This is a genomic window from Variovorax durovernensis, from assembly GCF_977011995.1.
On record NZ_CDRNCW010000001.1, the window covers coordinates 2,439,339 to 2,465,540 of the forward strand.

Annotated in this window: 29 protein-coding genes; 13 read left to right on the forward strand and 16 right to left on the reverse strand. The window is 64.2% G+C overall.

Going from position 1 to position 26,202, the window contains the following annotated elements:
- Positions 1-8 precede the first annotated feature (8 nt).
- The 3 genes from ACWV14_RS11735 to merR all read right to left on the reverse strand — a co-directional run bounded on the left by ACWV14_RS11735 (position 9) and on the right by merR (position 4,106).
- Positions 9-1,940: an FTR1 family protein gene (locus ACWV14_RS11735; RefSeq protein WP_454909559.1), complete on the reverse strand. Its 1,932-nt coding sequence runs from the start codon at positions 1,938-1,940 to the stop codon at positions 9-11.
- Between the two features lie 540 nt (positions 1,941-2,480).
- On the reverse strand, positions 2,481-3,692 hold the full coding sequence (locus ACWV14_RS11740; protein ID WP_454909560.1) for an MFS transporter: 1,212 nt from the start codon (positions 3,690-3,692) through the stop codon (positions 2,481-2,483).
- Positions 3,693-3,710: 18 nt separating this feature from the next.
- Positions 3,711-4,106, reverse strand: coding sequence for an Hg(II)-responsive transcriptional regulator (merR, locus tag ACWV14_RS11745; protein WP_454909561.1), 396 nt, complete (start codon positions 4,104-4,106; stop codon positions 3,711-3,713).
- A 74-nt stretch (positions 4,107-4,180) separates the two neighbouring features.
- On the opposite strand from merR, the gene ACWV14_RS11750 reads away from it, so the two are divergent.
- The 11 genes from ACWV14_RS11750 to ACWV14_RS11800 all read left to right on the forward strand — a co-directional run bounded on the left by ACWV14_RS11750 (position 4,181) and on the right by ACWV14_RS11800 (position 13,915).
- On the forward strand, positions 4,181-4,528 hold the full coding sequence (locus ACWV14_RS11750; protein WP_454909562.1) for a mercuric transporter MerT family protein: 348 nt from the start codon (positions 4,181-4,183) through the stop codon (positions 4,526-4,528).
- A gap of 10 nt (positions 4,529-4,538) precedes the next feature.
- Positions 4,539-4,817 (forward strand): cation transporter, encoded by a 279-nt coding sequence (locus ACWV14_RS11755; protein ID WP_454909563.1) that lies wholly within the window; start codon positions 4,539-4,541, stop codon positions 4,815-4,817.
- Positions 4,814-5,044, forward strand: coding sequence for a GDCCVxC domain-containing (seleno)protein (locus tag ACWV14_RS11760; RefSeq protein ID WP_454909564.1), 231 nt, complete (start codon positions 4,814-4,816; stop codon positions 5,042-5,044). The genes ACWV14_RS11755 and ACWV14_RS11760 overlap by 4 nt, the downstream gene beginning before the upstream one ends.
- 278 nt (positions 5,045-5,322) lie before the next feature.
- On the forward strand, positions 5,323-5,844 hold the full coding sequence (locus ACWV14_RS11765) for a MerR family transcriptional regulator (RefSeq protein ID WP_454909565.1): 522 nt from the start codon (positions 5,323-5,325) through the stop codon (positions 5,842-5,844).
- A 38-nt stretch (positions 5,845-5,882) separates the two neighbouring features.
- Positions 5,883-6,314 carry a hypothetical protein gene (locus tag ACWV14_RS11770; RefSeq protein WP_454914102.1) on the forward strand — a complete coding sequence of 144 codons (432 nt, stop codon included), beginning with the start codon at positions 5,883-5,885 and terminating at the stop codon, positions 6,312-6,314.
- A 136-nt stretch (positions 6,315-6,450) separates the two neighbouring features.
- Positions 6,451-7,764, forward strand: a complete 1,314-nt coding sequence (locus ACWV14_RS11775; protein WP_454909567.1) for a TolC family protein — start codon at positions 6,451-6,453, stop codon at positions 7,762-7,764.
- A 20-nt stretch (positions 7,765-7,784) separates the two neighbouring features.
- Complete coding sequence (locus tag ACWV14_RS11780; protein WP_454909568.1) at positions 7,785-9,467, forward strand: efflux RND transporter periplasmic adaptor subunit; 1,683 nt, start codon at positions 7,785-7,787, stop codon at positions 9,465-9,467.
- Positions 9,464-12,634 carry an efflux RND transporter permease subunit gene (locus ACWV14_RS11785; protein WP_454909569.1) on the forward strand — a complete coding sequence of 1,057 codons (3,171 nt, stop codon included), beginning with the start codon at positions 9,464-9,466 and terminating at the stop codon, positions 12,632-12,634. The genes ACWV14_RS11780 and ACWV14_RS11785 overlap by 4 nt, the downstream gene beginning before the upstream one ends.
- The gene (locus ACWV14_RS11790; RefSeq protein WP_454909570.1) at positions 12,621-13,004 is read left to right on the forward strand and encodes a hypothetical protein; all 384 of its coding nucleotides are present in this window, start codon (positions 12,621-12,623) and stop codon (positions 13,002-13,004) included. Before ACWV14_RS11785 ends, ACWV14_RS11790 begins: the two co-directional genes overlap by 14 nt.
- Positions 13,005-13,057: 53 nt before the next feature.
- The gene (locus ACWV14_RS11795) at positions 13,058-13,360 is read left to right on the forward strand and encodes a hypothetical protein (RefSeq protein ID WP_454909571.1); all 303 of its coding nucleotides are present in this window, start codon (positions 13,058-13,060) and stop codon (positions 13,358-13,360) included.
- A 138-nt stretch (positions 13,361-13,498) separates the two neighbouring features.
- On the forward strand, positions 13,499-13,915 hold the full coding sequence (locus tag ACWV14_RS11800) for a copper-binding protein (RefSeq protein WP_454909572.1): 417 nt from the start codon (positions 13,499-13,501) through the stop codon (positions 13,913-13,915).
- 435 nt (positions 13,916-14,350) lie between these two features.
- Here the strand turns inward: ACWV14_RS11800 and ACWV14_RS11805 are convergent, their stop codons facing one another.
- On the reverse strand, positions 14,351-14,794 hold the full coding sequence (locus ACWV14_RS11805) for a hypothetical protein (RefSeq protein WP_454912756.1): 444 nt from the start codon (positions 14,792-14,794) through the stop codon (positions 14,351-14,353).
- A gap of 533 nt (positions 14,795-15,327) precedes the next feature.
- Here ACWV14_RS11805 and ACWV14_RS11810 point away from each other — a divergent pair.
- On the forward strand, positions 15,328-15,831 hold the full coding sequence (locus ACWV14_RS11810; protein ID WP_454909575.1) for a hypothetical protein: 504 nt from the start codon (positions 15,328-15,330) through the stop codon (positions 15,829-15,831).
- Between the two features lie 92 nt (positions 15,832-15,923).
- Here the strand turns inward: ACWV14_RS11810 and ACWV14_RS11815 are convergent, their stop codons facing one another.
- From ACWV14_RS11815 to ACWV14_RS11835, 5 genes are all read right to left on the reverse strand, one after another.
- Positions 15,924-16,925 carry a hypothetical protein gene (locus ACWV14_RS11815; RefSeq protein ID WP_454909576.1) on the reverse strand — a complete coding sequence of 334 codons (1,002 nt, stop codon included), beginning with the start codon at positions 16,923-16,925 and terminating at the stop codon, positions 15,924-15,926.
- A gap of 71 nt (positions 16,926-16,996) precedes the next feature.
- Complete coding sequence (locus tag ACWV14_RS11820; RefSeq protein WP_454909577.1) at positions 16,997-17,368, reverse strand: hypothetical protein; 372 nt, start codon at positions 17,366-17,368, stop codon at positions 16,997-16,999.
- Positions 17,369-17,505: 137 nt separating this feature from the next.
- Positions 17,506-18,501: a tetratricopeptide repeat protein gene (locus ACWV14_RS11825; protein ID WP_454909578.1), complete on the reverse strand. Its 996-nt coding sequence runs from the start codon at positions 18,499-18,501 to the stop codon at positions 17,506-17,508.
- Positions 18,502-18,508: 7 nt separating this feature from the next.
- Entirely contained in the window at positions 18,509-18,856 is a 348-nt protein-coding gene (locus tag ACWV14_RS11830) for a hypothetical protein (RefSeq protein WP_454909579.1), read from the reverse strand.
- 172 nt (positions 18,857-19,028) lie between these two features.
- On the reverse strand, positions 19,029-20,936 hold the full coding sequence (locus ACWV14_RS11835) for a DNA cytosine methyltransferase (protein WP_454909580.1): 1,908 nt from the start codon (positions 20,934-20,936) through the stop codon (positions 19,029-19,031).
- A gap of 269 nt (positions 20,937-21,205) precedes the next feature.
- Here ACWV14_RS11835 and ACWV14_RS11840 point away from each other — a divergent pair, with 269 nt between their 5' ends.
- Entirely contained in the window at positions 21,206-22,867 is a 1,662-nt protein-coding gene (locus ACWV14_RS11840) for a hypothetical protein (RefSeq protein WP_454909581.1), read from the forward strand.
- 120 nt (positions 22,868-22,987) lie between these two features.
- Here ACWV14_RS11840 and ACWV14_RS11845 read toward each other — a convergent pair whose 3' ends face one another.
- The 7 genes from ACWV14_RS11845 to ACWV14_RS11875 form a co-directional block, all read right to left on the reverse strand.
- On the reverse strand, positions 22,988-23,125 hold the full coding sequence (locus ACWV14_RS11845) for a hypothetical protein (RefSeq protein WP_454909582.1): 138 nt from the start codon (positions 23,123-23,125) through the stop codon (positions 22,988-22,990).
- Complete coding sequence (locus tag ACWV14_RS11850) at positions 23,109-23,288, reverse strand: hypothetical protein (RefSeq protein ID WP_454909583.1); 180 nt, start codon at positions 23,286-23,288, stop codon at positions 23,109-23,111. The genes ACWV14_RS11845 and ACWV14_RS11850 overlap by 17 nt, the downstream gene beginning before the upstream one ends.
- A gap of 64 nt (positions 23,289-23,352) precedes the next feature.
- A complete protein-coding gene (locus tag ACWV14_RS11855) occupies positions 23,353-23,649 on the reverse strand; it encodes a hypothetical protein (protein ID WP_454909584.1) in 297 nt (98 codons plus the stop codon).
- 107 nt (positions 23,650-23,756) lie between these two features.
- The gene (locus ACWV14_RS11860) at positions 23,757-24,437 is read right to left on the reverse strand and encodes a nuclease-related domain-containing protein (RefSeq protein WP_454909585.1); all 681 of its coding nucleotides are present in this window, start codon (positions 24,435-24,437) and stop codon (positions 23,757-23,759) included.
- 87 nt (positions 24,438-24,524) lie between these two features.
- Positions 24,525-25,340 carry a DNA-methyltransferase gene (locus ACWV14_RS11865; RefSeq protein WP_454909586.1) on the reverse strand — a complete coding sequence of 272 codons (816 nt, stop codon included), beginning with the start codon at positions 25,338-25,340 and terminating at the stop codon, positions 24,525-24,527.
- 13 nt (positions 25,341-25,353) lie between these two features.
- Positions 25,354-25,854, reverse strand: a complete 501-nt coding sequence (locus tag ACWV14_RS11870) for a hypothetical protein (RefSeq protein WP_454909587.1) — start codon at positions 25,852-25,854, stop codon at positions 25,354-25,356.
- A gap of 52 nt (positions 25,855-25,906) precedes the next feature.
- Entirely contained in the window at positions 25,907-26,146 is a 240-nt protein-coding gene (locus ACWV14_RS11875; RefSeq protein ID WP_454909588.1) for a hypothetical protein, read from the reverse strand.
- Between the last annotated feature and the right edge of the window lie 56 nt (positions 26,147-26,202).

A 26,202-nucleotide genomic window follows, 5' to 3' on the forward strand; every position in this document is an offset into this window, starting at 1 on the left:
CCCGAAGGTCATGCCGGCTGCAACCGCCGGCCTCTGTATGCATTCAACGCGAAACCCGAAACAGCGATCAGCAGAACAATGATCTGCGCCACCACGGTCTCGGCCGACGGGTACATGCCCAGCAATTCGATCCGCGGCGCCATGATGGGGCTGGCCCCCAGCCAGCCAGCCTCCTGCAGTCCCGCCACGCCTTTGCCCGCCAGGACAACGGCGAGCACAGCGACCAGGATCGAGCTGATGCTGAAGAACTTCCCGATGGGCATCCGGGCGCTTGTGCGCAGCATCACCCAGGCAAGGATCGCCAGCAGGCCCATGCCCAAGCCGAACCCACCCAGCAGGGCATTGCCGTTGCCGTCTGCCGACAGCGCGGAGTAGAAGAGCACGGTTTCGAATACCTCGCGGTAAACCGCGATGAACGACAGGCCAAACAGGGCCCAAGCCGAGCGCTTTGACATGGCCGAGGAGAGCTTTTCCTTGAGGTAGGCCTGCCAGCGGCCGGCGGCGCTCTTCTGATGCATCCACAAGCCCACGCTCAGCAGAACGAGCGCGGCAAAGAGGGACGAAAGTCCTTCGGTCACCTCCCGGCTTGCCCCGCTGATGTTCACGAAATAGGTTGCCACGGCCCAGGTCAGCCCGCCGGCGGCCAGGGCCACGATCCAGCCGCCATGCACGTAGCGCAGGACGTCTGGGCGATTGGCTTTCTTCAGGAAAGCCACCATGCCCACAACGATCAGCAGGGCCTCGAGGCCTTCTCTCAGCAAGATGGTCAGCGAGCCCAGGAAGGTGGTGAGCGGGTCCGCCGATTCGCCGCCCAGTTCCTTTTCTACCTCGGCAAAGAGGTAGTCCAGCTTTTGAGCCGCGGCCTCGGCTTGGGCCAGCGTGCCGTTGTTGATGGCCGAGCGATAGGCCAGCATGCCGCTCTCCACCTCGGTCAGGAGTGCCTTGTTGCGCGCACCCAGGGACGGCTCCAGCGGCTCGAAGCCATCAAGATAGGCAGAGAGCGCCAGTCGGGTTGCCGCAGGCTTGTCGCCCTTGCGAATTGCGGCCAGGCTCTCACCCAAGCGCGTGCGGGACAGGGTCAGCGCGCCGGCGTTGCCGGCTGCCGATGCCACCTCGGGTTGGCTGCGCACGTAGGCCGTCAGATCACGGGCCGCGTCGGGTCCGATGCGGCCGGCCGCTGCAGCCTCGGTGACCGTGGTCACCGCGGCCAGGTCGGCAAACTCCTTGCGGGCAGCGGCATCATGTTTCCACAGCTGCTCACCTCGTTCGCGCATGCCGGCGTCATGGGAAAGCGTGCCGGCAAAGAACGCAAGTGCCCATCGGTCCTCATCGGGAAGCGCAGCAAAATTCGGCATCGCCGTGCCGGTAACGCCCTGGGAGACGACTTGATAGAGCGCCATGAGGCTTCGCGAGCGAGCACGTTCCCGGTCTGTGAAGGCGATCGGCGGTGGCTCCAGTTTGGCTGCGAGTGGTCCGTCGCCTGCGCCCGCGGTGCCGTGACAGGATGCGCACTGGGCTTGGAAGAGCGCCGCGCCTCGCTTGAGGTCAGGCAGGGCCTTCGGTGCCACGGGAATGGGATAGGCGGCCACCAGCAGCGCCTCCGCTTCATGCGCCAGGCGTGCCACCTCTGCGCCATCTGCCTTGCCGGACACGGCCGCCTGCAGTTTGGTGGCAGCAGTGACTACCGCGTCCTTGGAGGCATGCGCAGGAAGGCTGCGCGCCTGGGTCACCGCATTGGCGGTGAAATCGCGCATTTCCGCATATTCCGATTCCCTGACGATGGCGCCCTTGTCGACCGCACCACCGTAGTCCACGGCAACATAGTCCAGGAGCTGCCATAGCTGACGCGGTCCTTCGTCGGCTCCAGCAGGAGGGTTCTGCGCGGCGGCAGAGCCCATGAAACACAGCCCAACCCACAGAATCAATAGCAAGCGCTTCATTCTTCAATCAGCCTCAAATAAGAACGACTACCATTTTCGTTCATTCGGCCGTGCTTTAGGCCAGCCTGCTGGGAGTGCCTACCTTTTTCACGCTTTGGAGTGAATACCAGGTGGCTGGCCACCGGCGTGGGCCCCAAATGGCTGGAGGTTTCGGCTTCTACTGAGGGGATCGCGGCTGGGCGGCCGCCTGCCGCGATTGCCGCGTCAAGCGCGCTCTTCGCAAACCCAGCGTCCCTGGGCGGCGGCGGGGGATCGACCTCAGGACGACCTTCTGGGTGAAGGGCGATGCATCCAGAGCGTTGATGGATGAGGAAGGACTTGAAGGCGATCTCTGGCCTAGGTGAACGTCTCGAGCAGGCGGCACAGTCACTGATGCGCCGGAGGTAGCCTAGCTCGCAGGCCTCGGGCCGAACATAAATGATCGCCATGCCGGCGAGGCTCACCCCGACGCCGATTCAGTCGGTCGTCGTCGGCCGAATGCTGCCCACCGACGAGACCATCGATGCAGTGCGACGGCACGTCTTGGCGCTGGAGGTCCCGTCAAGCGCTGGTTGCTTTGGCGCCGCGCACGAACGCTTGCAACGCTAGCCCGGCCAGAGCGAGAAGACAAAAGACAGCGCCAGCCCCAAACGTGGTCGAGGCCCCGAACCGATCCCAGAGCAATCCCGCCAATACGCTGGCGACAAGCATGGCCGCGCCGCTCACCAGGTTGAAGAAACCGTAGGCCGTGCCTCGCAGGTCAGCGGGTGCGGTATCCGCCACCATGGTGGCCAGCAGACCCTGTGTGATGCCCATGTGCATTCCCCACAGGGCAACGCCGGCCAGCACGACGGCCCAGTGGTCGCTGATTGCCAGGACGAGGTCGGCGGCAATCAGCACGCCAAGGCCAAATGCCAGCAGTTTGGTGTGGCTCATGCGATCGGAAAGTTTGCCAAAAGGGTAGGCCGACATCGCATAGATCAGGTTCATCGCCACCATCACGAGCGGCACCAGCGCGACCGCGATGCCGCTTTGCTGCGCGCGCAGTACCAGGAACGCCTCGCTGAACCGCGCCAGGGTGAACGCTGCACCGATGCCGACCACCCACCAATACGGCCCGCCAAGGCGTCTCAGGTTCTCCCGGCGGATCGGATTGATGCGCTTCGCGGCCGGCGAATGTTTTGGCTCGCGAAGGCCGAACATGAGAAGCGCAACCGCCAGGAAGCCCGGGATCGTTGCGACCCAGAATACGGCTCGAAAATCGTTGGCCCATAGCAGCATCAAGCCCACTGCCAGCAGCGGGCCGAGGAAGGCCCCGATGGTGTCGATCGACTGGCGCAACCCGAACGCTGCACCGCGAAGATGGGGTGGCGCGATGTCGGCAACCAGCGCATCACGTGGGGCACCACGCACGCCCTTGCCGACCCGATCCAGCAGTCGGGCTGTCAGCACCACACCGATGCTCGGGGCCAGCGCGAACAGCGGCTTCGACAACGCGCCCAAGCCGTAGCCCAGCACGGCGAGTCCTTTGCGTTTGCCCAGATAGTCGCTCAGCGTCCCAGAAAAAACCTTGACGATCAGCGCCGTGGACTCGGCCAGCCCTTCGATCAGACCGACCGCCAAGGCGCTCGCTCCCAGGGTCGAGACCATGAACAGTGGCAGCAGGCTGTGGATCATTTCCGAAGAGATGTCCATCAGCATGCTGACAAAGCCGAGCACCCAGATGCCAGCTGGAATTTGGCCTAGCGTAGTGCTGCTGCTTTTGGTGCTCATCGCGGTCTCACCTCATCGCTAGTCTGCAATCAGTGCGTGGAGGATCGGGCAGCGTCCCCGTACCGCTCCCGTGTCGCACTCGCGCAGGAGCGACGTCAAGGCCTTGCGCATCGCCTTCAGGTCGGCGAGCTTGGTCTCGATGACCTGCAGCTTGTGCGCGGCAAGCTCGCGTGTTTCGGCACAGGCATGCGTCTCATCGAGGTCCAGCAGGCTTCCGATCTCTTCCAGAGTAAAGCCCAGCACCTGCGCCCGCTTGATGAACCTCACACGCCTGACGTTATCGACGACGTAGCGCCGGTGCCCATGGGTCGGCTTGTCCGGCTCAGTCATCAATCCACGCCGCTGGTAGTAGCGGATTGTTTCCACGTTCACGCCGGCCTGGTCGGCCAGTCGCCCTATCGTCAGCTCAGCCATCACGCGCTCCTCTTGACTCCGTACCATGGTACGGACTCTAGACTACCGATTGTCGAACAAATTCACTCTGCGTGATGTCAACACTCAACGTCAAAGGCTCGCTCTTTGCCGGCGCACTGGCCGCGATCGGTGCTTCGGTCTGCTGCGTGGGGCCGCTCGTGCTGCTGATGCTCGGCATCGGCGGTGCCTGGGTTGCCAATCTCACGGCATTGGAGCCGCTGCGGCCCTGGCTCATCGGTGCAACGGTGTTGTTTCTTGGTCTGGCATTCCGCCGCCTGTATCTGCTGCCGCAGGTCTGCGAGCCAGGCGCACCGTGTGCCGAACCGATGGTGCTCAGGCGTCAACGATGGATCTTCTGGGCCGTCGCGCTTGTGCTGCTCGCGTTGCTGTCGGTGCCCTGGTTGGTACCGCTCTTCCTCTGAAGGGACTCCTATGCGCAAATCGCTCATCACCTTGACGATCGGGTTGGCGCCGCTTGCGGCACTCGCGACCACGCCGCGAACTACGGTCCTCGACGTTCAGAACATGACCTGCAACCTGTGCCCCGTCACCGTCAGGAAGTCACTGGAGAACGTGCCTGGCGTGAGCAAGGCGCGGATCGATTTCGAGAGGAAGACGGCCACGGTCTCGTTCGACGCAGACAAGGCCACCGTCCCGGCGTTGGTCAAGGCCGCCACCGAAGCAGGCTATCCCTCGACGGTGCGCAAGTGACGGCCACGACCGCGCCCATACTGGACTCTGTCCTGACATGCCCCCGGTGCGGCCACGTCAGCCGTGAGCGCATGCCTACCGATGCTTGCCAGTTCTTCTACGAATGCAAGCAGTGCAAGGTGGTGCTGAGTCCCAAGGCTGGGGACTGCTGCGTGTTCTGTTCGTATGGCTCGGTCAAGTGCCCGCCAATCCAGGCACAAGGAGCGTGTCAATGTTGCGGCGGTTGAGAAGGAGCAGCACTGCGCCTTTGCGGATCGCGGCGAGCAGGGTTTCGCCATTCATCGGCTCAAGCTGACTCTGCCTGTGAAGCAGCGGTCGAACAAGCGCATCTGTGCGTGGGCCAGCCCGATGCTGGGCGAGGATGCGGAGTGAGAAATCGCACCGCGGCAAAAACTCACCCGACCGGATTTGACACGCATTGGCGAGTTAATCTAAACTTCGTACCCAACAACGGACTTTGAGTTTTTCCTTCGCTTGATCGTCTGCGCCTCTTTTGCACTTCGCCATGCCTACCCACGCATTCACCATACGCAAACTCGCCGACACGGCAGGCGTGGGCGTGGAGGCTGTGCGCTACTACCAGCGCAGTGGATTGCTGGCAGCACCGAATCGCGTGGACGGTGGTTTTCGGCAGTACTCGAGTGACGATGTCCGCCGTCTGCGCTTCATCAAGCGTTCCCAGGCCTTGGGGTACTCGTTGGAAGACATCGCGCAGTTGCTGTCGTTGAGCACCACACGTGATCAGCTGCGTGTTCAGGAGATCACACGCCAACGAGTCGCGGAGATTCGGGAGCGCATGGCCGATCTGGAATCGATGGCCTCGGCGCTGGAGGATCTCGCCGACTGTTGTGCTCGGGCCCCCAAGGGCTCGGCATGTCCAATCATCGCAGCACTGGCTGGGGGACAAGATGCGGATCTGACCTCGGTCGATGCTGGCGTGGTTGCGCGGGGAAACACCTCCCGTCGACGTTCGCCAGTGCATGCGGGAACAGAAACACAGCGCCGCGCCGGCGGGGTGGCCGCATGACAATGACGCGTGCGTTCAGGCGATTCGTTTGCCGGCTGATGCTCGGCGTGCTGGTCTTTGGCCAGATGGCCATCGCTGCCTATGCCTGCCCCGCACTGTCGGGCGCGCCGCAGTCTCTCCCGACGATGCCCATGAACGGGTCGGTCGCAACGATGCCTGATGACGAGGCAGGTGCTTCGATGGCCGTGTCGCCCGACACGTCCGCGATGTCAGACATGGCCGCCATGACGGGCTGCGACCAGATCGACGACAGCGCCGCCAACCTGTGCGCCGAGCACTGTCGTTTCGGCCAGCAAAGTGCCGACCATGCATCGGCCCCGACCGTACCCGCGGCGCTGCTGACGACCCTCTACACCCTCCCTGTGCAGCCCGAGCCTCTCGGGCATGGTTGGCCTTCGGCCGACTGGAAATTCAAGCGCGTCGCGGCCTCTCCACCGCACGCCATCCTGCACTGCTGTTTTCGCATTTGATCTCCTGACGCTGGTGCGGCCGGCCTGAGCCGGCTTGCACCAGACCTATCGGTCGCGCTTGCGCGTGCCCGCGAGCTTCCGCTCGCACCCGCACAAGCTCCGTTCGACCTGATTGCGTTCGTCAACCGGAGATCTCATGTTCATCGACTCTTTTTCTTTCCGCACGCCCGGCGGTGCTGTGCCATGGCGCAGGCTCGCCGTCGGCATCGCGGCGGCGCTTGCCATGGGCGCCGGTGCAGTCCATGCCGCCGACACCCTGACGCTTGACCAGGCGCTGCGCATGGCGCAGAACCGTTCTCGCGCGCTCGTAGCCCAGGATGCGACGGCTTCGGCCGCACGGGACATGGCGGTCGCCGCCGGACAGCGACCCGACCCCACCCTCAAGCTCGGTATCAACAACCTGCCTGTCAACGGGGCCGATCGATTCAGCCTGACGCGCGACTTCATGACCATGCGCTCGGTCGGCGTGATGCAGGAGTTCACGCGCGACGACAAGCTCAAGGCCCGCGCCGGGCGCTTCGAGCGCGAGGCCGAAGTTGCCGAGGCTGGGCGCAGCCTTGCGCTTGCCAACCTGCAGCGCGACACCGCCATGGCCTGGCTGGACCGTCTTTACCAAGAGCGTGTGCGCGACGTGCTGGTGTCCCAGCGCGACGAAGCGCGCCTGCAGATCGACGCCGCCGCTGCTGCCTACCGGGGCGGGCGGGGCACGCAAGCCGACGTGTTCGCTGCCCGATCGGCGGTTGCCCAGATCGACGACCGTATCGAGCAGGCCGAGCGTCAGGTCGCCACGGCCCGCACGCAACTGGCGCGCTGGATCGGTTCCGCCGCGAGTGATTCCCTTGGCCCGGCGCCAGCGTTGGATGCGGTTCGCTTGAGTCCGCAGGATCTGGAGACCCAGCTCGCCCATCACCCTGAAATCGCGGTGATGCAAAAGCAGGAAGAGGTCGCACAGGCCGAAGCGGACCTCGCGCGAGCCAACAAGAAAACCGATGTGAGCGTCGAGCTGATGTACAGCCAACGCGGGTCGGCCTACTCGAACATGGTCTCGCTCAATGTTTCGATCCCGCTGCAGTGGGACCAGAAGAACCGCCAGGACCGCGAGCTGTCGGCCAAGCTGGCCGGCGTCGAGCAGAAGCGCGCCGAACGCGAAGAGGCCACACGCGCACACGTGGCCGAAGCACTGGCGATGCTGCAGGAATGGCGCAGCGACCGCGAGCGCCTGACCCGCTACGACAACTCGCTGCTGCCACTGGCCACCGAGCGCACGCGCGCCACGATCGCCGCCTATCGCGGCAACGCGGGCACCCTGACGGCGGTGCTGGAAGCACGCCGCGCGGAGATTGACACACGCGTCGAGCGCCTGCGCCTGGAAATGGGCGCGGCGCGCCTGTGGGCACAACTGAACTACCTGGTACCGGTCGGCCACGACACGGCCGCACCCCAGCCGTGACCACCACCGAGAGACCTCCCATGAAAACCAAAAACCTCGTGATGGCCCTCGTCACTGCCGGCGTGCTGGGTGCCGCCGGCTACGGCCTCTACACCTTGGGCATGCGCCACGGCGCCAGCATGCCGGCCATGCCTTCGAACTCCAGTGGAATGACATCGCCGCAAGCTGCGACTCCCGCTGTTGCCGCGCCCGCCAACGAGTCGGGCGAGGACGCCACTCGGCGGCATATCGCAGCCGGCCTCAAGGCCGGCGATGTCGATCCCGCCAATGGCAAGAAGATCCTGTACTACAACGACCCCATGGCGCCGGCGAACAAGTTCGACAAGCCAGGCAAGTCACCCTTCATGGACATGATGATGTCGCCGGTCTACGTCGACGGCGATGCGGACCGGGGCAACGTCACCGTCAGCTCGCGCGTTCAGCAGAACCTGGGCGTACGCACCGCCGAAGTGACCGAAGGCACGCTGTCTCCGCAGGTGTCGGCGGTGGGCAGCATCGCCTTCAACGAGCGTGACCAGGCGATCGTGCAGGCGCGCGCCACCGGGTACATCGAGCACCTGTACGTGCGCGCCACGCTGGATCCGGTCGCCCAGGGGCAACCTTTGGTCAGCCTCTATGTCCCGGACTGGATCGCTGCCCAAGAAGAATTCCTGTCGGTGCGACGCATGAAAGGCACAGACCTGGGTGGACTCGTTGACGGCGCACGCCAGCGCATGCGCCAGGTCGGCATGGATGACGGCCAGATCGCGCTGGTCGAGCGCAGCGGCAAGACCCAGCCGCGCATCACCCTGACCGCGCCTCTGGGCGGGGTCGTCGTCGAGCTGTTGGCGCGCGAAGGCATGACGGTGATGCCGGGCGCCACGCTGTTCCGAATCAATGGCTTGTCCACCGTGTGGGCCAACGCCGAGGTGCCTGAGAGCCAAGCCGCGCTGCTGCGCCCGGGCGCCAAGGTTCAGGCCAGAAGCCCGGCTGCGCCCGGCAGCACCTTCGACGGCAAGGTGCAGGCGATCCTGCCCGAGGTGAATCCGAGCACGCGCACGCTGAAGGCACGCCTGGAGCTCGCCAATCCAGGCAGTCGGCTGGTGCCGGGGATGTTCGTGACCATGAACTTCGTGGACATGCGTGCCGACAAGACGCTGCTCGTGCCCACCGAGGCTGTGATCCAGACCGGCAAACGCACGGTCGTGATCGTGGCAGAAGACAACGGGCGCTTCCGTCCGGTGGATGTCGAGGCGGGCCTCGAGAGCGGCGGCCAGACCGAGATCAAGCGCGGCCTCTCGGCTGGCAAGCGCGTCGTCGTGTCGTCGCAGTTCCTGATCGACTCGGAGGCCAGCCTCAAGGGCGTCGAGGCCCGCTTGAACAGTGAGCCGACCGCAGGTGCCGCACCTGTTCCTGCGGCTTCGGCCGCGGCCCCGATGACCGCCAGCGCGCCACGGCATGTCGGTGAAGCCAAGGTCGTCGGTGTCGGCAAGGACGCGTTGACCCTGTCGCACGGCGCCATTCCCACGCTGAAGTGGGGCCCGATGACGATGGACTTCAAGCTGCCGCCCGACGGTGCGGCGCGCAACGTTCAGGTCGGGGATCGCGTGAGCTTCGAGTTCTTCATGGGCGCGGACGATCTGCCGCAGCTCACTCGCGTCACGCCGATGACAGCCGAGGCCAAGGCGGCAGCACCCGCAACCACGTCGGGAAGCAAGCCATGATCGCCAAGCTGATCCGCTGGTCCATCGCCAACCGCTTCCTCGTGCTGCTGGCCACCTTGATGCTCAGCGCCTGGGGCGTCTACTCGGTGTTGCGAACGCCGCTGGATGCGCTGCCCGACCTGTCGGACGTGCAGGTCATCATCCGTACCACCTATCCGGGCCAGGCGCCGCGCATCGTCGAGAACCAGGTCACGTATCCGTTGACGACGACGATGCTCTCGGTGCCCGGCGCAAAGGCGGTGCGCGGCTACTCGTTCTTCGGCGACTCCTTTGTCTATGTGCTGTTTGAAGACGGTACCGACCAGTACTGGGCACGCTCCCGGGTGCTCGAATACCTGAACCAGGTGCAGTCGCGGCTGCCGGCTCAGGCCAAGGCCTCGCTCGGTCCAGACGCTTCCGGCGTGGGCTGGATCTACGAGTACGCGCTGGTCGACCGCAGCGGCAAGATGGACATTTCGCAACTGCGCGCGCTGCAGGACTGGTTCCTCAAGTACGAGCTCAAGACCGTGCCTGACGTGGCCGAAGTCGCGTCGGTGGGCGGCATGGTGCGCCAGTACCAGATCGTGCTCGATCCGGACAAGCTCGCGGCCTACGGCATCCCGCACACCAAGGTCGTGGAGGCGATCCAGCGCGCGAACCAGGAGACCGGCGGTTCGGTGCTCGAGCTCGGAGAAGCCGAGTACATGGTGCGCGCCTCGGGCTACCTGCAGAACCTCGACGACTTTCGCAAGGTGCCGCTCATGACCACCGCCGCCGGCGTGTCGGTGCGCCTGGGCGACGTGGCCCGGGTGCAGATCGGTCCGGAAATGCGGCGCGGCATCGGCGAGCTCAACGGCGAAGGCGAGGCCGTCGGCGGCGTGATCGTGATGCGCTCGGGGAAGAACGCGCTGCAGACCATTGCTGCCGTCAAGGACAAGCTCAAGGGTCTGAAATCCAGCCTGCCGCGAGGCGTGGAGATCGTGCCGGTGTACGAGCGCTCCGGGCTGATTGAACGGGCCGTCGAGAATCTCACGCACAAGCTGATTGAGGAATTCGTCGTCGTTGCGGTGGTCTGCTTCATCTTCCTGTTCCACCTGCGCTCGGCGCTGGTCGCGATCATCTCTTTGCCTCTGGGCATCCTGGCGGCGTTCATCGTGATGCACTACCAGGGCGTCAATGCCAACATCATGTCGCTTGGGGGCATAGCGATCGCCATCGGCGCGATGGTCGACGCGGCAGTGGTGATGATCGAGAACGCCCACAAGCATCTGGAGCAATGGAGCCATGAGCATCCTGGCCAGGCGCTCGAAGGAGCCGCCCGGTGGCGCGTCATCGGTGACTCGGCAGCCGAGGTGGGGCCGGCGCTGTTTTTCTCGTTGCTGATCATCACGCTGTCCTTCGTGCCTGTGTTCACGCTGGAGGCGCAGGAAGGACGGCTGTTCTCCCCGCTGGCGTTCACCAAGACCTACGCCATGGCGGCCGCGGCGGGCCTGTCGGTGACCTTGATCCCGGTGCTCATGGGCTACCTGATCCGTGGCCGCATCCCCGACGAGAAAAGCAATCCGCTCAATCGTCTGCTGATCGCGGTCTACCGGCCGCTGCTCGACGTGGTGCTCCGTGCCCCGAAGCTCACGCTCGTGGTGGCGGTCGTGGTGCTGGCCACCAGCCTGTGGCCGCTGCAGCACATCGGCGGCGAGTTCATGCCGCGGCTGGATGAAGGCGACCTGCTGTACATGCCTTCGGCACTGCCTGGACTATCGGCAGGGAAAGCGGGGGAACTGCTCCAGCAGACCGATCGCCTGATCAAGACGGTGCCGGAGGTCGCGAGCGTGTACGGCAAGGCGGGTCGCGCGGAGAGCGCAACCGACCCCGCGCCGCTGGAGATGTTCGAGACGACGATCCAGTTCAAGCCGCGCGATCAGTGGCGCGCTGGCATGACGACCGACAAACTGGTCGAGGAACTCGACCGCATCGTCAAGGTGCCGGGCTTGTCCAACATCTGGGTGCCGCCGATCCGAAATCGCATCGACATGCTGGCCACGGGCATCAAGAGCCCGGTGGGTGTCAAGGTGGCGGGCACGGACCTGGCGACCATCGATCGCATCACCGGAGAGATCGAGCGCACGCTCAAGGACGTGCCCGGCGTCAGCAGCGCCTTGGCCGAGCGGCTCACGGGTGGGCGCTATGTGGACGTGAACATCCGGCGTGACGACGCGGCGCGCTACGGGTTGAACATCGCCGACGTGCAGTCGGTGATTTCATCCGCCGTGGGCGGCGAGAACATCGGCGAGACAGTGGAAGGCTTGCAGCGCTTCCCGATCAACCTGAGGTACCCGCGCGAGATGCGCGATTCACTGGAGAAACTGCGCACGCTGCCTGTGGTGACCGAGCGAGGCCAGCGCCTGGTGCTCTCCGATGTGGCCGACATCCAGGTTGCCGATGGGCCACCGATGCTGCGCAGCGAGAACGCGCGGCTGTCGGGCTGGGTGTACGTCGACATCCGGGATCGGGACCTTCGCTCCGCTGTGCAGGACATGCAGCAGGCCGTTGCCAAGCAGGTGAAGCTGCCGCCGGGCTACTCGATCTCCTGGTCAGGACAGTTCGAGTTCCTGGAGCGGGCCACCGCCAAGCTCAAGGTGGTGGTGCCTTTCACGCTGCTCATTATCTTCGTGCTGCTGTACCTGACGTTCGGCGCATTTGGTGAGGCGCTCCTGATCATGGCGGCGCTCCCGTTCGCGTTGGTGGGCGGCATCTGGCTGCTGTACCTGCTGAGCTACAACCTGTCGATCGCGGGCGCGGTGGGCTTCATCGCGCTGGCCGGCGTGTCTGCCGAATTCGGCGTGATCATGCTGCTCTACCTCAAGAACGCCTGGCATGAGCGTGTCGACCAGGGCAAGACCAGCGAGGTCGATCTGCTGGATGCCATTCGTGAAGGCGCCGTGCTGCGCGTGCGGCCCAAGGCGATGACGGTGGCCGTCATCCTGGCCGGCCTGCTGCCGATCATGTGGGGCACGGGCACCGGCTCCGAAGTGATGCAGCGCATCGCCGCACCGATGGTGGGCGGGATGGTCACCGCGCCGTTGCTCTCGATGTTCGTCATTCCCGCTGCCTACCTGTTGATGCGCCGGCCGCGCGAGCTCAAGGTCTCCCGGTGGGCGTTCTGGAGGAGTCGTCGTGCGCCCAATTGAACACTCCAACGGCTGGCGCGCGTGGGGTGCGGTGGTGCTTTGCCTGTGCCTGTCACTGCTGCTCGGGACGGCGGCACGCGCGGCCGTTTCCGTCCAGGAGATTCAGCACGCCGGTCCGGTGATGACCGCATCGACGGCCTCGCGCCCGATGCCCACCAGCGCCGAGGATTGTCAGACCTGCGCGGCTTGTGCCATCGCCCCGGCGCCGGCGGCCCATTCATTCACCGGCGAGGGTGAATCGCGAGAACAGGCTCCGTTGGCTTGGCTCGCGCACGCGACGGCGGCGCCGGCGCCAACCTGGTTTTTTGATGCCGGAGACGGGCGACTGCGATGGCCTGTGCGCATCGCGTTCTGCCGGTGGCTGGATTGATCCGATGAGGTTCCTCTCGAACTGTCAGATCAGACCAACCTTAGGAGAACATCATGAAGAAACTGCTCATTTCCCTTGCCACCACCTTGACGCTGGGCGCTGCATGGCCCGCATTTGCCGGCCCCGACTTCCAGGTCATCGAGAAAGCACGCGCGGACCGGCAAGCGGCCGTGGCGGCGCAAGCGACCACCACCAGAGTCGACAGCGCCACCGGCCAGCGGGTGAACTGCCCGCCCGAACCCCTGGTGCTGCCGCTGGACCACGGCCCGCGTGCTCAAACGACCCCCGGAGAAAACCGAATGCGCAGGGCGCGCTACGAGGCCCAGGTGAAGGCATGCACGAACCCTGCGCTGTGAATGCCTGTCCGTACATCAGCGCATGACTTTCAGAGGCGGTCATCGCAGGTGATCGCTTTCAACCCGGGGCCTGTCAGAAGGCAGGCCCATTTTTAAGCTCAGAAAAGGAAACTCATCATGAAACTCGTCTCAACCGCAATGCTGATCGCTGCCTTGTCTTTCTCCGCCGCCACGTTCGCCCAGTCCGGCGACATGGGCGGCATGAAGATGGGGGACAAGGGCACGCAGAACTGCATGGATATGAAGGGAATGAAGGGCATGGACATGAAGGACATGGATGCCAAGAAGTGCCAGGACATGATGAAAGGCATGGACACCAAAGGCACCGCCAAGTCCACGGCCCATGAGGCCGATGCAGTGGTGAAGGAATTCGATGCGACCCAGGGCAAGGTGACCCTTGCGCATGGCCCCGTCAAGAGCCTGGGGTGGCCCGCGATGACCATGGCGTTTGGCGTCAAGGACAAGGCGCTGTTCGACAAGCTCGCCGTGGGCGCGAAAGTCCATGTCGGGTTCAAGAAAGAGGGTGACGGCTACGTCGTGACCTCGGTCAAATAGAGCGCCGAAGACATCGATGTGAATCCGCGACTACGGCAAGCTGGCGATCGCGAGTGCTTGCTGTAGCCGCGCTCCAAAAGGTTCCTCCAGGTGCCCGTGCGGTCGCCATCGTTCTTCATGTTCACGCTCGTTGCCAAGCGCGGGCTGGCAGTTGATTGCGATGAGCGAGCTGCAAGAGCCTGTCCCGCATTCTGTGTGCAAGGTTGAGCGACGAGTACATCGCTCAACCGGGGTGCCCCCCAGCGGCCTGGCAGGGGCCTGAAGGCACAAAAAAAAGTCAAGTCGATCAGTCGGCCTCCTCCTGCACAGAAATTCGGCACCTCCGGGCCGGATGGGCCGTACGTCGAGAACTCAATCGAAGTGAAACGGGCCGCTGCGATTACTCGGCTCACTTTCACTGAGAAATCGCTTGACTACATCTGATCGAGCACGACTTCATGCCGAAGGCAAGAGAGGGAAGTGTTTCGTTCGCCATGCAGTTGCCGTACAAGTCAACGTAAGGCGTGGACATGACTTCTTCGGAAGATGGCGAACGACATCGATGAGCGGCCAGTCCCAGCTGCGAAGCACGGCGTTGATCTTGTCCAGGTGCGCGAGCGTCTCGGGCTTTTCTCCACCGGTGTCGGCGAAGGTGATCAGATGGGGCTTGATGCCCGCTTCATGCAGAGCGACCAGCATCGCCGTGGAGTCCACACCGGCGCCGAACGACAGCGCGATGGGCTTGCCAGCGAGCGCTTGAATCAGCGCAGCCTTCTGGACGGCGGTGAGGATGTGCCCAGTTCGCGAACCGGTCTCCGGTGTGATCGGAATGACCTTGGCGGTACGCGAAGGGTCGGCACGCAGGTGATTTGGACTGAATGCGATTGCGCCTTTGGACATGAATCCAAAGTACGGCAGGGCGGGGGCGCCGCAAATGACTCGGGGCTGTTGTGACGATTCCCCAGGGCGTCGGACTGGCGGCACGGGACCGACTCGTTCCCATACGCCGTGCTGTCCACCGCGCCGCTCTCGATCGTCAAAAGCCCGCCCTCTTTAGAAGGGGCAGCCAGGAGCCGCAACCTGTGCGCTACCCGCGAGGGGCTGTCGTCTCGGATGGCTCCTCTGAATCTTCCAGTACTTCAACGTGGTCGATCGGTAGGCACTTCAACTGTTCGTCCGAATGGCTTGAGTATTCAGAGGGGAAAAGCTCAACAAGCGGTCTCTGCACGACCTCCAGCTTGTTGTCGGCGTTCGCCACGAGATACTGCAACGCGGAGAAGGCTTCCGCGAAGCTCCCGAAGACCCGGCCGCCCACTATTCCGCCTGAGCAGAACACTGCCCATCCCTGAACGACGGGCTTGCCCGTGTCGGCATCGAAACTGAAGACAGGACCGACGTAGTACCCAAGACTCATGGTTGCACCGGGACATTAAATGAGGACATTGTCGGATGCGAGCACAGAAGCGCGGAATTTTTTCGATCCCGCGCTTTTGTTGTATCTGCGTCTGGCCGTTCCGGTTTGCGGACCAGTGCTGCGCCTGCAGCGGAAGCCCAAAGAAGAGGCAGGCGCATCACTCTCGATCGGTTTCCCGTTTCCACTTGCGCCATATGACGAACCCGTCAGTCCAGATTGCGGCTGCGAACAAGAGCAACAAGATCGCGGCGGCATCGCTGACAGCTTCCGCCCAACGCGTTTTGCCGGTGATGAGATCCGGCCGGATGGCACATGTCGTCAGAAACCATGTCGTTATCGCGAGCATGAGGCCTCGTTTGAATGGATGCGGCTGCAGACGCCTGTCTCCCCAGTGCTGGATGAATCGAGTGATCTTGGAATCGGCGCCTGCAAGGAACATGATGTACAGGCCTGCGGCAAACGTGATTGCTACCAGCAGATAGCGAAGAGTTGGGGACATGCGGTTCTCGTGGGGGAATCTTGATCGCAGGCTTGCTCGGGTTGACGCGCGAGTGGTCGCGGCTCGCTGCGCGTCGGGTGACGATGTCTTTGGACCGGCCAGGGGCTCGCGGATTGCTAGCGAGATGCCACAGGGGTGGGCAAGGGCTGCATGCCCCCGCCAGCGCGCAGCGTGAAACCATTTCGAAGCTCCAACTCCGTGGCTTCGAACGTCTTCCAGCGCGGCAGCAGGAAGGCGGTGACCCGCGAGGCATCGAATCCCCCGGGCAGGCTCTCCGAGCGAAGACGCTCTGCGGCGGAGTTGTTCATCGCGATCTCGCTGGCAAGGTAGCGCAGGAACGTCGAGGTGTCGTGGTGCCTCGCGTTCTGATGCCGCCAGGACTGGAATCGCGAGATGTCGTGGGGCTCGATGCGGCCGGCTCCCAGCAACGCCAGGATGGCGAACCCGTCGGCATACCGCTCGGTCGAGAGCTCTCGTTCGGCGGCCAGCACCGGAGCCTCCGAGAAGATGTCCGAATCACGTCCGGCGCGGATGAGGGCTTCGGCCCCGGCGCCAAGCATTCCGCCGGCGACGCGTTCTCGCGATACCCGACCGGTTCGGACAAGGTCGGCGACCGCAGCAATGGTTTCGTTTGCTTGCGCGCAGTGAGCCATTTCGTGAAGGAGCGCGAAATCCCTTGCCACCTGAAACGACAGGCCGGTTGCGCGCGCAACGTCCAGAATTGCGGCCGCATACCTGTCGCTGACGAAGATCACGCAGCCGACCTGGTTTGGCGCGACGCCGGCATACGTCCACGCGGCTGGCGCGGTACCGCGAACCGACTGCATGGTCAGAACCGCTTCTGCGTGCGGCAAACCGCCGTTGAGGGGGGCGAGGACCCGCTGGGCATTGAGGAAGCCACGAACAATCGCCCCCAGCTGAGAGGGGGCGACGTCTGCGTCGACCTGAAGGACGTAGACGGTGGGGCTGATGGTGGCAGCGGTCGCCGCGATCTGCTCGAGGCCGAGCGCGCGCAGATCGACCTGCATGTTCTCCGGCCTCGCCGTATCGGATGGCGGCAATGCCGGTGTCGTCTGTGCCGTGGCCACGGTCAGCACGAATGCGGAAAGTGCGGACAAGCCCCATGCCTCCCAGCGCGAGCGGGCTCTGCACCGCGTCCTCGTCGGGGTGCGCCGAATCTCCACCTTGGTCACTGGGGGGCTCCCACCGCCGCCTCGATGGCTGGGCGAAGCATCTGCGTGGCCAGGCCAAGGGCATGTTCGAAACCCTTGCGGATCAGCGCGACCTGTTGGTCGGAATAGCCGACAAAATCTGATGGGTTCCAAGGGATCTCGGTGACCCCGCCTGCGCTGAAAAGAAGCCGGTTCGACGCGGCGAACAGACGGGCGTTGGCCGCTTGTTGTCGGGCACCGGCTGCAGCGTAGGTGTTGATGGGGCAGACGATCGCAATGGGGCTGCTGCCGCCTTCCATTTCGATGACGATCTCGCTGTCGTTGCTGCGAGCCGTGTGCCGGCGGTTGACCACAAAGGGGCCGGGTGTGAAGGCGACTTCGAGTTCCATTTCGAACCTTCCCGCGTGGAAGTTGTTAGATGGAATAGCGTCGCATCCGTTCTCTTGTGCGCAAACGCGAAACGGGCCCAAAGGCCCGCTTCAATCGAGATGCAGATGTTCGGGGTGCCGGGATCGCAAGGGGTCAGCTATGAGTCGCTGCTCCAATCGCTGCCGCCATCAGTCCCGCTGGCTCCGCCGCCCCAGGAACTGGAATCTTTGATTCCGAAGTCTGTGCCGCCCATGGCCTGACTGGCGTCGGATGCGGCGGCGGGCCAAAGGCCGCGCCCGATCCACGTGTTGCCTTCGTCCGAAGCGGATTGATCCTCATGGGCCGGGCGTTCGCGTGTCATTCGGCGCCATGCTTCTTCGGCGACAACAGCGCCAATCCCCATCACGGCGCCGGTAGCCAGCGCGGAGCCGAGGCCGATGCTGTGGGGCGCCGCGGGAGCGACGGGGGGCACTGTGCTGCGGCCTGCCCCGAAGGCCCCCTGCCAGGCCGCGGAAGACGGAGTTGGCCGAGGAGCGGGCGGGGCTGCTGGCGACGCGATAGACCGACGGACCAGGAGGCCGATGGCGCAGACGCCGAGCAGGATGAGCAGCATCCGCGGCCCTTGGAGAGCGCGCATGAACGGGTTCGCGGCAGCCACACCAGTGATGGGCTGGGTGGCCGGCGATGCGGCCACCGGTTCAAGCGACCGCATCAGTTGCTCGATCGCCTCGGGTTTGGCGAAGGGAAGACCCGGTGCAAGTTCCTTGGCCGTGGCCAGTTCGCTTTTTGCCGCAGCGAGGTTGCCTTCACGGACCAGCAACTCCGCGTGGACGAAATGCGCCTTCGCGCTGCCTGGGTGAGCCGCAAGGACTGTCGCCATCAACGCGTTGGCCTGTGCGAGCTCGCCGCTGTTCGCCGCCTCGTAGATCTGGTGGATGGTTGGCTCGCTCGATGCGGGGGTACGGGTGGCTTGTGCACTCGACGCGGTCTGGGCGAACGAAGATGCGCTCAGCACCAAGGTCACCGCCAGAGCGGCAGAACGTTTTCCGAGCATGGTCTTTCCTTTCGAGGCAGTGAACAGGGTGTTCGGATCCCGTTGACGGCGAAGCCAGAGGGGCTGAGCTCGCCGGCTCGGCGAGCGCAGGCTGTTCATGCCAGAGTCAGACCTTTTCACCGGCCATGCCGGACTTGCGCATCCGGCCAGAAGCGGGACTGGGCCAGCCGAGGCTCCTTTCGCAACCGGCCTTGAGCTTCAGGATGGCGTTGTTCTGGGTGAGGGAGGGCTGGCGCTTTCGCATGGCGTCCACGGCGGCTTCCACCGCCCGCGAAAACTCCCGTTCGAACGCCTCGCTCTGGGTCTCGGGGATGTCGGCCATGTACATGCAGAAGTCCGGTTGCTTGTAGAACGCAACGACGGCGGGCAGCTTCGTCAGATCGACCGAAGCCTGTGAGAAGTTGGGAGCCGCGAGCGCGATGGCGAGCGCTGCGGCAAGGGAGGAACTCTTCATACGTTTTCCACTTTGGGGTGAGGGCCGGGCCGACGAATTGTCGAGTCGGTTCGGGCCCCAGGTTGATGTGAATGCGCTGGCTCATCCAATATCCCCGCGTGCGCAGGAAGCGCAAATGCGATTGGCGTGCTGCCGATGCAAGGAATTGCTGGCCCGCGGAGTGAGGGCATGTCTACAGCCCGGCGCTGGCTACACTGAGGCCCATGGCAATGGGACGAACCCAGACCGGCGTGTCATGCAGGGAGAATGTCTCTCCGCCCCATGCGAGCATGAGCGTTCGCCCCATCTCTTCAGCGATTGCGGTCGCCGCATCGGGCGGCACGGCATTGCCGATTCGCTCTCGCCAGGCCTGGTCGCTCTCGCCGTCGAGCTTGAATACGCCAAGGGACTGTGCCGACGAACCTTCGTCGAACCGGATGATCTCCGCCTGCGTGCGCGGATCGGCCGACCAGTGCTCATCAGGATCGTAGAGGGATTGCAGGGCGGCCAGTTCCAGCGTTGTGAATGGCCGATGCCATGTTCCGTCCAGGGCCTGGATGCGACAGACCAATTGCTGATTGGATTTGGGCAGCGCTGCTTCCCAAGGGGTATCGAGGCGAGTAGGGGAGGCGGTGGTATCTCCTGCAGAAGCCGTCAAGCTACCCTTGCTGCGCGGATCGGCGACGGCGAAGGCGCCTTGACCCGTGGTACTGCCGCTGATCACGGTGCCGGCGAACTGGTCGTATGCCGTCACGGCGTATTTGCCGAAGGCTGGACCATCACGCCGGGGATCTGCCACGCACTGACCCGTGCCGTGGGCGCTGGTGACCGCGCCGCCCGCCTGCTCCCAGGGCACGATGCGGAATTCGTTGTTGTGCTTCGCTGGTCCCCCGTGTCGGGGATCGGCCACCGCGTACGCGCCGCTGTCGTCACCCGCGATCACCGTTCCAGTACGTCCCTCCCAGTTGGACACGGCGTACTTCGAGAACACTCGGCGCTCGGGCGGTCGGGGGTCGGCGACGCTGAAGGTTCCCTGGCCCGGCGATTTCACGCCGATGATTGCGCCAGACGGTTCACCCCACTCGAGCACGCCATATTGCTGGTACTGCAGCGCGTTTGCCGCGGCCCGCGGATCGGCGATCGAGAAGCTGCCGGTCATCGGCCGCCCATTGCCGGTCACCGTGCCGCTCGGTTCATGCCAGTGCCGCACGCCCAGCGTGCCATGGTGCATCTCGGGCAGGACCAGGTAGTCGCGCAGATGCCCGTTCTCCACGGCAAGCTTGTTGAGGCTGCGCCAGTCGCTGCCGGCTTCGACGAACGCCAGCCGGATCCAGGTCTTCCATTGCAGGGCCGGGATGCGGTGCATGGGGCCGGCGCGCAGGTCGCCCGGCATCGGCATGCGCCCGAGCACGTCGCCTACTGCCCGCAGGCTGCGCTTGGGCGGTTCGTAAAGGAACGGAGGCACCTTTTCCATGTGCCGAGCCACGAGCAGGAAGCGCTTGCGGCTTTGAGCCAAACCGCCGATCACCCCGCAGTCGTGCGTCGTTTCGGCCACGGCGTACCCGTAGCTGCGCAACAGGCTGACGATCTGATCGAGGAGATGTCGACCGCGCGTGCGAATGAGCGGCACGTTCTCGAACAGCAGGAGTTCGATCGGGTCATCCTTGTACGCTTCAAGCAAGAGCCAGATGCCGCGAAGTGTGAGTCGGTTGAGTGCCTGGTACTTGTCCGTGAGGCTCTTGCCTTCGGCCAGCAGTCCGCTGAATCCCTTGCATGGGGCGCTGAGGAATCCGATGTGAGGGCGTTCGTAGTGGAACGCCGCGTGAATGTCGGCGGTGCTGGCTTCGCGCCATCCCGCCGGTGGCTCTTTGCCGTGGAACGCGCGGTACTGTTCACGATCGAACAGGTCGAGCACGGTGCCCTGCACGCCTGCAGCGCGGGTGAAGTCTCGGATCGCCGCTGTGTCGTTGTCGATGCCACCGACACAGCGAAAGCGTGCGCGCCGGTGGCCGAGCGTGGGCCGTGCCTTGTTGAAGCCCTTGGCGCCACCGCCGAGGCCGCAGTAGAGGTGCCCGTGGCGGATTTCAGTGTAGGTTTGCATGCGCGGTGGTGTGCAGCGCAGCGCCTTTCGGTTGCGCCTGTCACTGGAGTGATTGATGCAACCCAAGCTACGGCACGAAGAGAGCGGCGCAACTGCGGGCTCAAGCCGCGCGCCAGTGCGTGTTCGGCAACCGAGCATCGTTCGGAGAGAGGTCCGGGCGCGGAGTTGACTTCGCGCCTCAGCGATGACCACGCCGCCTTGTGTGGTGGTGACACGCGTGCTGCGATAGCTCCGTGAACATCGTGGGGTCAGCGGGTAGTATTTGCCCCATGACCATCGAAAGCGCAAAGACAGAGCTCGTTCGTCTGCTGGCGGACGAGTCCAACAAAGTGGTGGCCCTGTCCGGGCCATGGGGCACCGGAAAGACGCATCTCTGGCACGAAATTCGGGGAACGTCGGAGGCCCCGAAGATCCAGTCGGCGCTCTATGTGTCCCTATTCGGCGTCAAGGACATCAATCAGCTCAAACTGAAAGTCGTGCAGAGCGCGTTTCCGATGGGCGGCGAGAGCAGCACCGTGACCGAAGGCCTCAGCAAAGCCTACCGCACGGGCTTGGAGGTGTTGAAGAAAGTGCATCCCGCTTGGGGCGCGATGGACGAACTGGCGCTCATCGCGGTGCCGGCAGCCCTGAGCGGGAAGTTCGTCGTGATCGACGATATCGAGCGCAAGCACGCAGCGCTGAGCGTCGACGAGATACTCGGTTTCGTGGATGAATACACGCAGCGCTTCGGGACGCGGATGCTGCTGATCCTCAATTCGGGGAAGCTCTCCGGCGATGGCGACGACGCGCTGTGGGCGACCTTCCGAGAGAAGGTTGTCGACGAAGAGCTGCGCTTTTGCCCCACGCCCGCCGAGGCATTCGACATCGCAGTGCTCGGGAGCAGCTTCCCGTTTCGGGAGGCGGTCCGTCAAGCGGCGGAGGCATGCGGGCTGACGAACATCCGGATCATCAGGAAGGTGTTTCGCGTGGTCGAGCGCCTGTTGGGATCGCGAGCGGATCTGCCCGTCGCCGTCCAAGCCAGAACCATTCCCTCGATCGTCCTGCTTGCCGCGACCCACCACAACGCGATCAAGGATGGCCCCGATTTCGACTTCGTGGAGAACTTCAACAGGCGCGGAGACGAATGGCTGGATCGCTATTTAGCGGGCAAACGTCCAGATGAGGCTGCGGCTGAAGCGGCGAAGCCGCCAGCGGGATGGACGCTGCTTATGTCCAAGCTGAACATCAATTCGGTCGACGAGTTCGAAGAGCTTGTGATCGCCTACTTGAAAGAGGGCAAGCACGACGTGGCTGAGATATCGAAGGTGATCGACGGCTACTGCGCCAATGCCGACCGAATGGAGACGACGGCGATCGCGCACCGCTTCTTCGAGCACTTCAATTGGTATCACCGTCTGTCTGGCGACGAGTTGTTGGCCGAAGCCAAGATCGTGGCCGAGCGCGCCGGCGATCTCGACGCGTTCTTCATCACAAGCCTCCACGGTCAGATGGCGGAGCTGGACGGTGGCTTGGTCATCGCGGATCGCATGGTGGACGAATGGCTGGACAAATTCAAATCGCGGTCGACGGCCTCCGACGTCGATGGCTTTCCTTTCAACCGGCCGCTCCTGCCGCGAATCAAGGAGGCGATGAACACAATGCGTGCCTCGCGAATCGAGGACGGTTCGCTGACTGAAGTCGTTGCGAACCTCGTGACCCATGATGGCTGGGGGCGTCGCGAGGAGGCCGTGATGAAGCGATCGACAGTCGAGGAATACCTCGACGCGATTCGCACGCTGGATGGGCATGACTTGAAGTTCTTCCTGCTAAAAAACCTCGATATCCTCGAACACGGTGAGAGCTACGACGGGCACTTCGGCGAAGCGCGCCACCGTTTCTTGGAGGCATGCCGCAGGGATCGGCGCCGAAGAGCCGGAGTCGCGGCTCTTTAGGCTCCTGCGCACGCTGTTCGCAGAAAGCAAAGTCCCCACGCTGCTCAACCCGTCAACTCCAGAAGTGGCGCCTGGCTGAGCTCCTGGCGGAGCTTCGGCGAACGGCCTACGCGCGCCCGATCAGGATCGGCGGGCCAAGCATGCCGCGATCTGTCGTCCAAGCTCACGAGCGACGCTGACCGCGACAGCGTTTCCGGCTCGACCCGTCTCGTTCTTCCAGTTCGGACGGTGGCTCGCCCAATCAGGAGTGCCCTGCATGCGGCGGGCCTCCCGAGATGTAAGGGTACTTGCCGCTGCCTTGCCGGGTTGGAGAAAAGAGAATGCCGAACTCGACCGGATAGTCGCGCGAGAGGGCTTGCATCTCGTCGATGCAGGTGTCGTCATCGGCGCCCGTGAAAGTGGTGAATTGAGGTGTGTTCATGACCTCCAGCTCTCACGGATGGGCGCGGGCGCAAGTCCAAGTGCTCGCGGCAGCAGGAAAGATTTCACTCGGACGTGTTGGCTGGGGCGGGACTGGAATCGGTCGCCAAACGAGACGGCGACCTCGCAGCCGGGACGCCAGGCGCCATCAGCATGGCGGGCTCGTCCAGCGCCAAGAAAAACGCTTCGATTTCTTCAGGATCGATCAACTCGACGCCTTCGGGAACCAGGTCGGGGTAGAGCTGGTTGTCCTGGAATCTGGCCGATGCATCGGTGCTTGCCTTGGGAGCCGATGTGGGTTTCTCGGAAGCGTCGTTGAGTGCCTTCGTTCGCCGCGACAACAATCGATTGAAGACGGACATCGGGAGTCAGGCAATGGCCTTGAACGGATGCCGGGCTCGCGCGCAAGAGGGAAGGTGCAGCAGGACTAACAGGCGTCGCGGCATGGTGTGGATCACGCAGCCACGCGCTACGCTGCGCGACATTGCGATGGCGAAGCGGCGGCCCCGCCGTGCGCAGCGTGGACTGCTTGCCGCTCGCGCGAGACCTGGCAGTTGCGGATGTGCTGCGCAACGGTCAGGTCTCCCTGCAGTTCGAACAGCATCTGGGCGGTGAGCTCGATCGCTTGCGCATCGAGTGGCACCGATATCTTGCTGGAGCGGCTGCTGCTTCGGATCACGCGCGCCACATAGGGAAGATCCGCACTGGTAAGGATGCCGGCGGGCATTGCCGGCTCGAGCTCGATGCCGCCGCACGGCAGCAGAACGTAATAGTGCACGCGCATGCGCTCGGGCAGCAGCGTGCGCAACTGGACCATCTTCCGCCCGCCCTGTGCGCCCGGATTCTGTACCTCGATGGTCGCTTTGCCGCCATGCGGGCGAAGGAACCACTGCGTGTTGTCGTCGGCACGCTTCTCGCGGTAGACGTACGCATCGCGCCACCCCTTGATCTCGAACAGGTACAGACCCGCCTCGCAGATCACCACAGCATCGAATTCCGCCGTCGGCACCGGGGAGTCCGCGGGCAGCGGAATCACCAGGTTCTGGAGAATCCGGAAATGGGGGAAGACAGGGCTGAAGGCGCTGACGATCTGCCGGATGCCAATCGTCTCGGATTCATTGGCGCAAGGAGCTGATGCGGTGGCGGACATGATGTTCTTGTGGTGACCTGTTCGTTGAGATCACTCTGGCACGTGCTGGGTCTCTGGCAAGTTGCAAATGTCGTTCTGGAATCGTCGTCAGCACCCGGCTTCGACACGCGGCCGTTGCCGGCTCGCGAAGGTGATCTCACGCACCACTTCGAAGAGCGGTCGCTGGGACAAGCGGTGTGCAATCGCTTCGCACTGGCTCTCTCGCTTCTCGATCCCGATCCCCCGACGCCCGGTCTTGCGGGCGACATCCAGCGTGGTGCCGCTGCCCGCGAAGCAGTCCACGACCAGTCCGCCTTCCGGCACGCTGTACAGCAGAAGCGGTGCGACGATCGCTTCGGGCTTCTGGGTTTCGTTGACCGCGTGGCCGTGGCAGCTGCGCGCGTACATGACGCTGGTCGCGAGGCGGGGACCGCCGTCTTCGCTGCTGTAGCCAGAGTTCTCGATGGCTCCCCAGTGCGGCGTGCGTTGCTTGCGCCGGACAGTGCGGGCTGTCGCGTCGTGGGTGTACTGGGGCTCGTGATGCAGCGAGGCCCAATCACCGCGGTAAAAGTGGACAGCCAGCTCGTGTACGCGGCGGAATCGATCGTTCGACGCATTGCTGCCGTTGTGTTTCTCCCAGACGATGTCCTGCGCCATCTTCCAATCGGTGAGTTCTTCTGCCCGATCGAGGAACATGCGCAGCGACCCGAAGCACCACATCTGGTCCGAAACGAGCGCAGCCGCGGCCGGCCAGCCGGCGGGCCAGCGATCCCAGTCGAGACTCGTCTGCGCGTAGGGCGGATCGCAAATGATGGCGTCGGCCCGCGGGAGCAGGGGCAGCAACTGTAGCGCGTCACCGTGGAACAGCGTGACCGTGCCGTCTTCGAAGTAAGGCTTCGGAAGCCCAGGCACAGCATCGGACATAGGGTCACTGCAATCAATGTGCTGCCGCGGGACCGGTGGCTGCGCCGCGGACCGCTTCACGCAGTGCCGCCTGCGCGTGCAGGTCGAGCAGATCGGCCAGTACTTCGGCATCGCCCGCCGCGTCAACGGGGTCGCGCGCCAACGCAGCCGACAGCGCAGCCTTCAGCCAGTGCGAGGCACCCGGGCTCGACAGCAGTTTGGCAATTCGGGCGCGAGGTCGGCTGGTGGAGATTTTCCCATCCGATTTCGCGGGGTTGCACACCAGGTCACCAGTCTCGGCAAGCGCCCTTGTCGACGCCTGCACGGCCATCAGCCCCCGACTGAGCGCATCGCGGTGCGTTCCCCACGGGGCTTCCGATTGGAAGGCGTCCAACCCATGATGGAGTGCTTCGCCGATGGCCGACTGCACGCAGGCGAGTTGTTCCGAGAGTGCGAGCAGGTGGGCCGCGGTATTGGACTGCACCCGTCCGGCCGGCGCCGGGAGCATCTCGATCGACGAGGGGCGATGCATCATGACAGCCAGTCGGTCTCGGGACAGCGAAGTAGGGATCGGATGAGCCGAGCGGTCAGCGCACCAGGCTGGCAAGAACGCCTAGGCAGGCCAGGACAAATGCGCCGCCGACGATCAGGCCCTGCCAATCGAGCGGAGGCGGCTCGATGCCGCAGATCGGCTGCGCTGCGTCAACGGACCCGGCGGGTAGGCTGAAATCCCCAACGATGGGCTGCACGAGGTGGGCGGACGACGCCATGCTGTCGCTGGCCGGCCGGGGCGATTCTGAGTGTTTGGCAGGGGCTGTGGGCTTCATGGCATCAGCCTCGCATGCGGGTCTGGCGCCGCAAGTTCGAATGACGTCGCCGGGCA

Coding starts and splice junctions, on each gene's coding strand:
- ACWV14_RS11735 (WP_454909559.1), bottom strand. CDS start 1,940: ATGAAGCGCTTGCTATTGATTCTGTGGGTTGGGCTGTGTTTCATGGGC.
- ACWV14_RS11740 (WP_454909560.1), bottom strand. CDS start 3,692: ATGAGCACCAAAAGCAGCAGCACTACGCTAGGCCAAATTCCAGCTGGC.
- merR (WP_454909561.1), bottom strand. CDS start 4,106: ATGGCTGAGCTGACGATAGGGCGACTGGCCGACCAGGCCGGCGTGAAC.
- ACWV14_RS11750 (WP_454909562.1), top strand. CDS start 4,181: ATGTCAACACTCAACGTCAAAGGCTCGCTCTTTGCCGGCGCACTGGCC.
- ACWV14_RS11755 (WP_454909563.1), top strand. CDS start 4,539: ATGCGCAAATCGCTCATCACCTTGACGATCGGGTTGGCGCCGCTTGCG.
- ACWV14_RS11765 (WP_454909565.1), top strand. CDS start 5,323: ATGCCTACCCACGCATTCACCATACGCAAACTCGCCGACACGGCAGGC.
- ACWV14_RS11770 (WP_454914102.1), top strand. CDS start 5,883: ATGCTCGGCGTGCTGGTCTTTGGCCAGATGGCCATCGCTGCCTATGCC.
- ACWV14_RS11775 (WP_454909567.1), top strand. CDS start 6,451: ATGTTCATCGACTCTTTTTCTTTCCGCACGCCCGGCGGTGCTGTGCCA.
- ACWV14_RS11780 (WP_454909568.1), top strand. CDS start 7,785: ATGAAAACCAAAAACCTCGTGATGGCCCTCGTCACTGCCGGCGTGCTG.
- ACWV14_RS11785 (WP_454909569.1), top strand. CDS start 9,464: ATGATCGCCAAGCTGATCCGCTGGTCCATCGCCAACCGCTTCCTCGTG.
- ACWV14_RS11795 (WP_454909571.1), top strand. CDS start 13,058: ATGAAGAAACTGCTCATTTCCCTTGCCACCACCTTGACGCTGGGCGCT.
- ACWV14_RS11800 (WP_454909572.1), top strand. CDS start 13,499: ATGCTGATCGCTGCCTTGTCTTTCTCCGCCGCCACGTTCGCCCAGTCC.
- ACWV14_RS11805 (WP_454912756.1), bottom strand. CDS start 14,794: ATGTCCAAAGGCGCAATCGCATTCAGTCCAAATCACCTGCGTGCCGAC.
- ACWV14_RS11810 (WP_454909575.1), top strand. CDS start 15,328: ATGAGGACATTGTCGGATGCGAGCACAGAAGCGCGGAATTTTTTCGAT.
- ACWV14_RS11820 (WP_454909577.1), bottom strand. CDS start 17,368: ATGGAACTCGAAGTCGCCTTCACACCCGGCCCCTTTGTGGTCAACCGC.
- ACWV14_RS11825 (WP_454909578.1), bottom strand. CDS start 18,501: ATGAACAGCCTGCGCTCGCCGAGCCGGCGAGCTCAGCCCCTCTGGCTT.
- ACWV14_RS11830 (WP_454909579.1), bottom strand. CDS start 18,856: ATGAAGAGTTCCTCCCTTGCCGCAGCGCTCGCCATCGCGCTCGCGGCT.
- ACWV14_RS11835 (WP_454909580.1), bottom strand. CDS start 20,936: ATGCAAACCTACACTGAAATCCGCCACGGGCACCTCTACTGCGGCCTC.
- ACWV14_RS11840 (WP_454909581.1), top strand. CDS start 21,206: ATGACCATCGAAAGCGCAAAGACAGAGCTCGTTCGTCTGCTGGCGGAC.
- ACWV14_RS11845 (WP_454909582.1), bottom strand. CDS start 23,125: ATGCAGGGCACTCCTGATTGGGCGAGCCACCGTCCGAACTGGAAGAAC.
- ACWV14_RS11850 (WP_454909583.1), bottom strand. CDS start 23,288: ATGAACACACCTCAATTCACCACTTTCACGGGCGCCGATGACGACACC.
- ACWV14_RS11855 (WP_454909584.1), bottom strand. CDS start 23,649: ATGTCCGTCTTCAATCGATTGTTGTCGCGGCGAACGAAGGCACTCAAC.
- ACWV14_RS11860 (WP_454909585.1), bottom strand. CDS start 24,437: ATGTCCGCCACCGCATCAGCTCCTTGCGCCAATGAATCCGAGACGATT.
- ACWV14_RS11865 (WP_454909586.1), bottom strand. CDS start 25,340: ATGTCCGATGCTGTGCCTGGGCTTCCGAAGCCTTACTTCGAAGACGGC.
- ACWV14_RS11870 (WP_454909587.1), bottom strand. CDS start 25,854: ATGATGCATCGCCCCTCGTCGATCGAGATGCTCCCGGCGCCGGCCGGA.
- ACWV14_RS11875 (WP_454909588.1), bottom strand. CDS start 26,146: ATGAAGCCCACAGCCCCTGCCAAACACTCAGAATCGCCCCGGCCGGCC.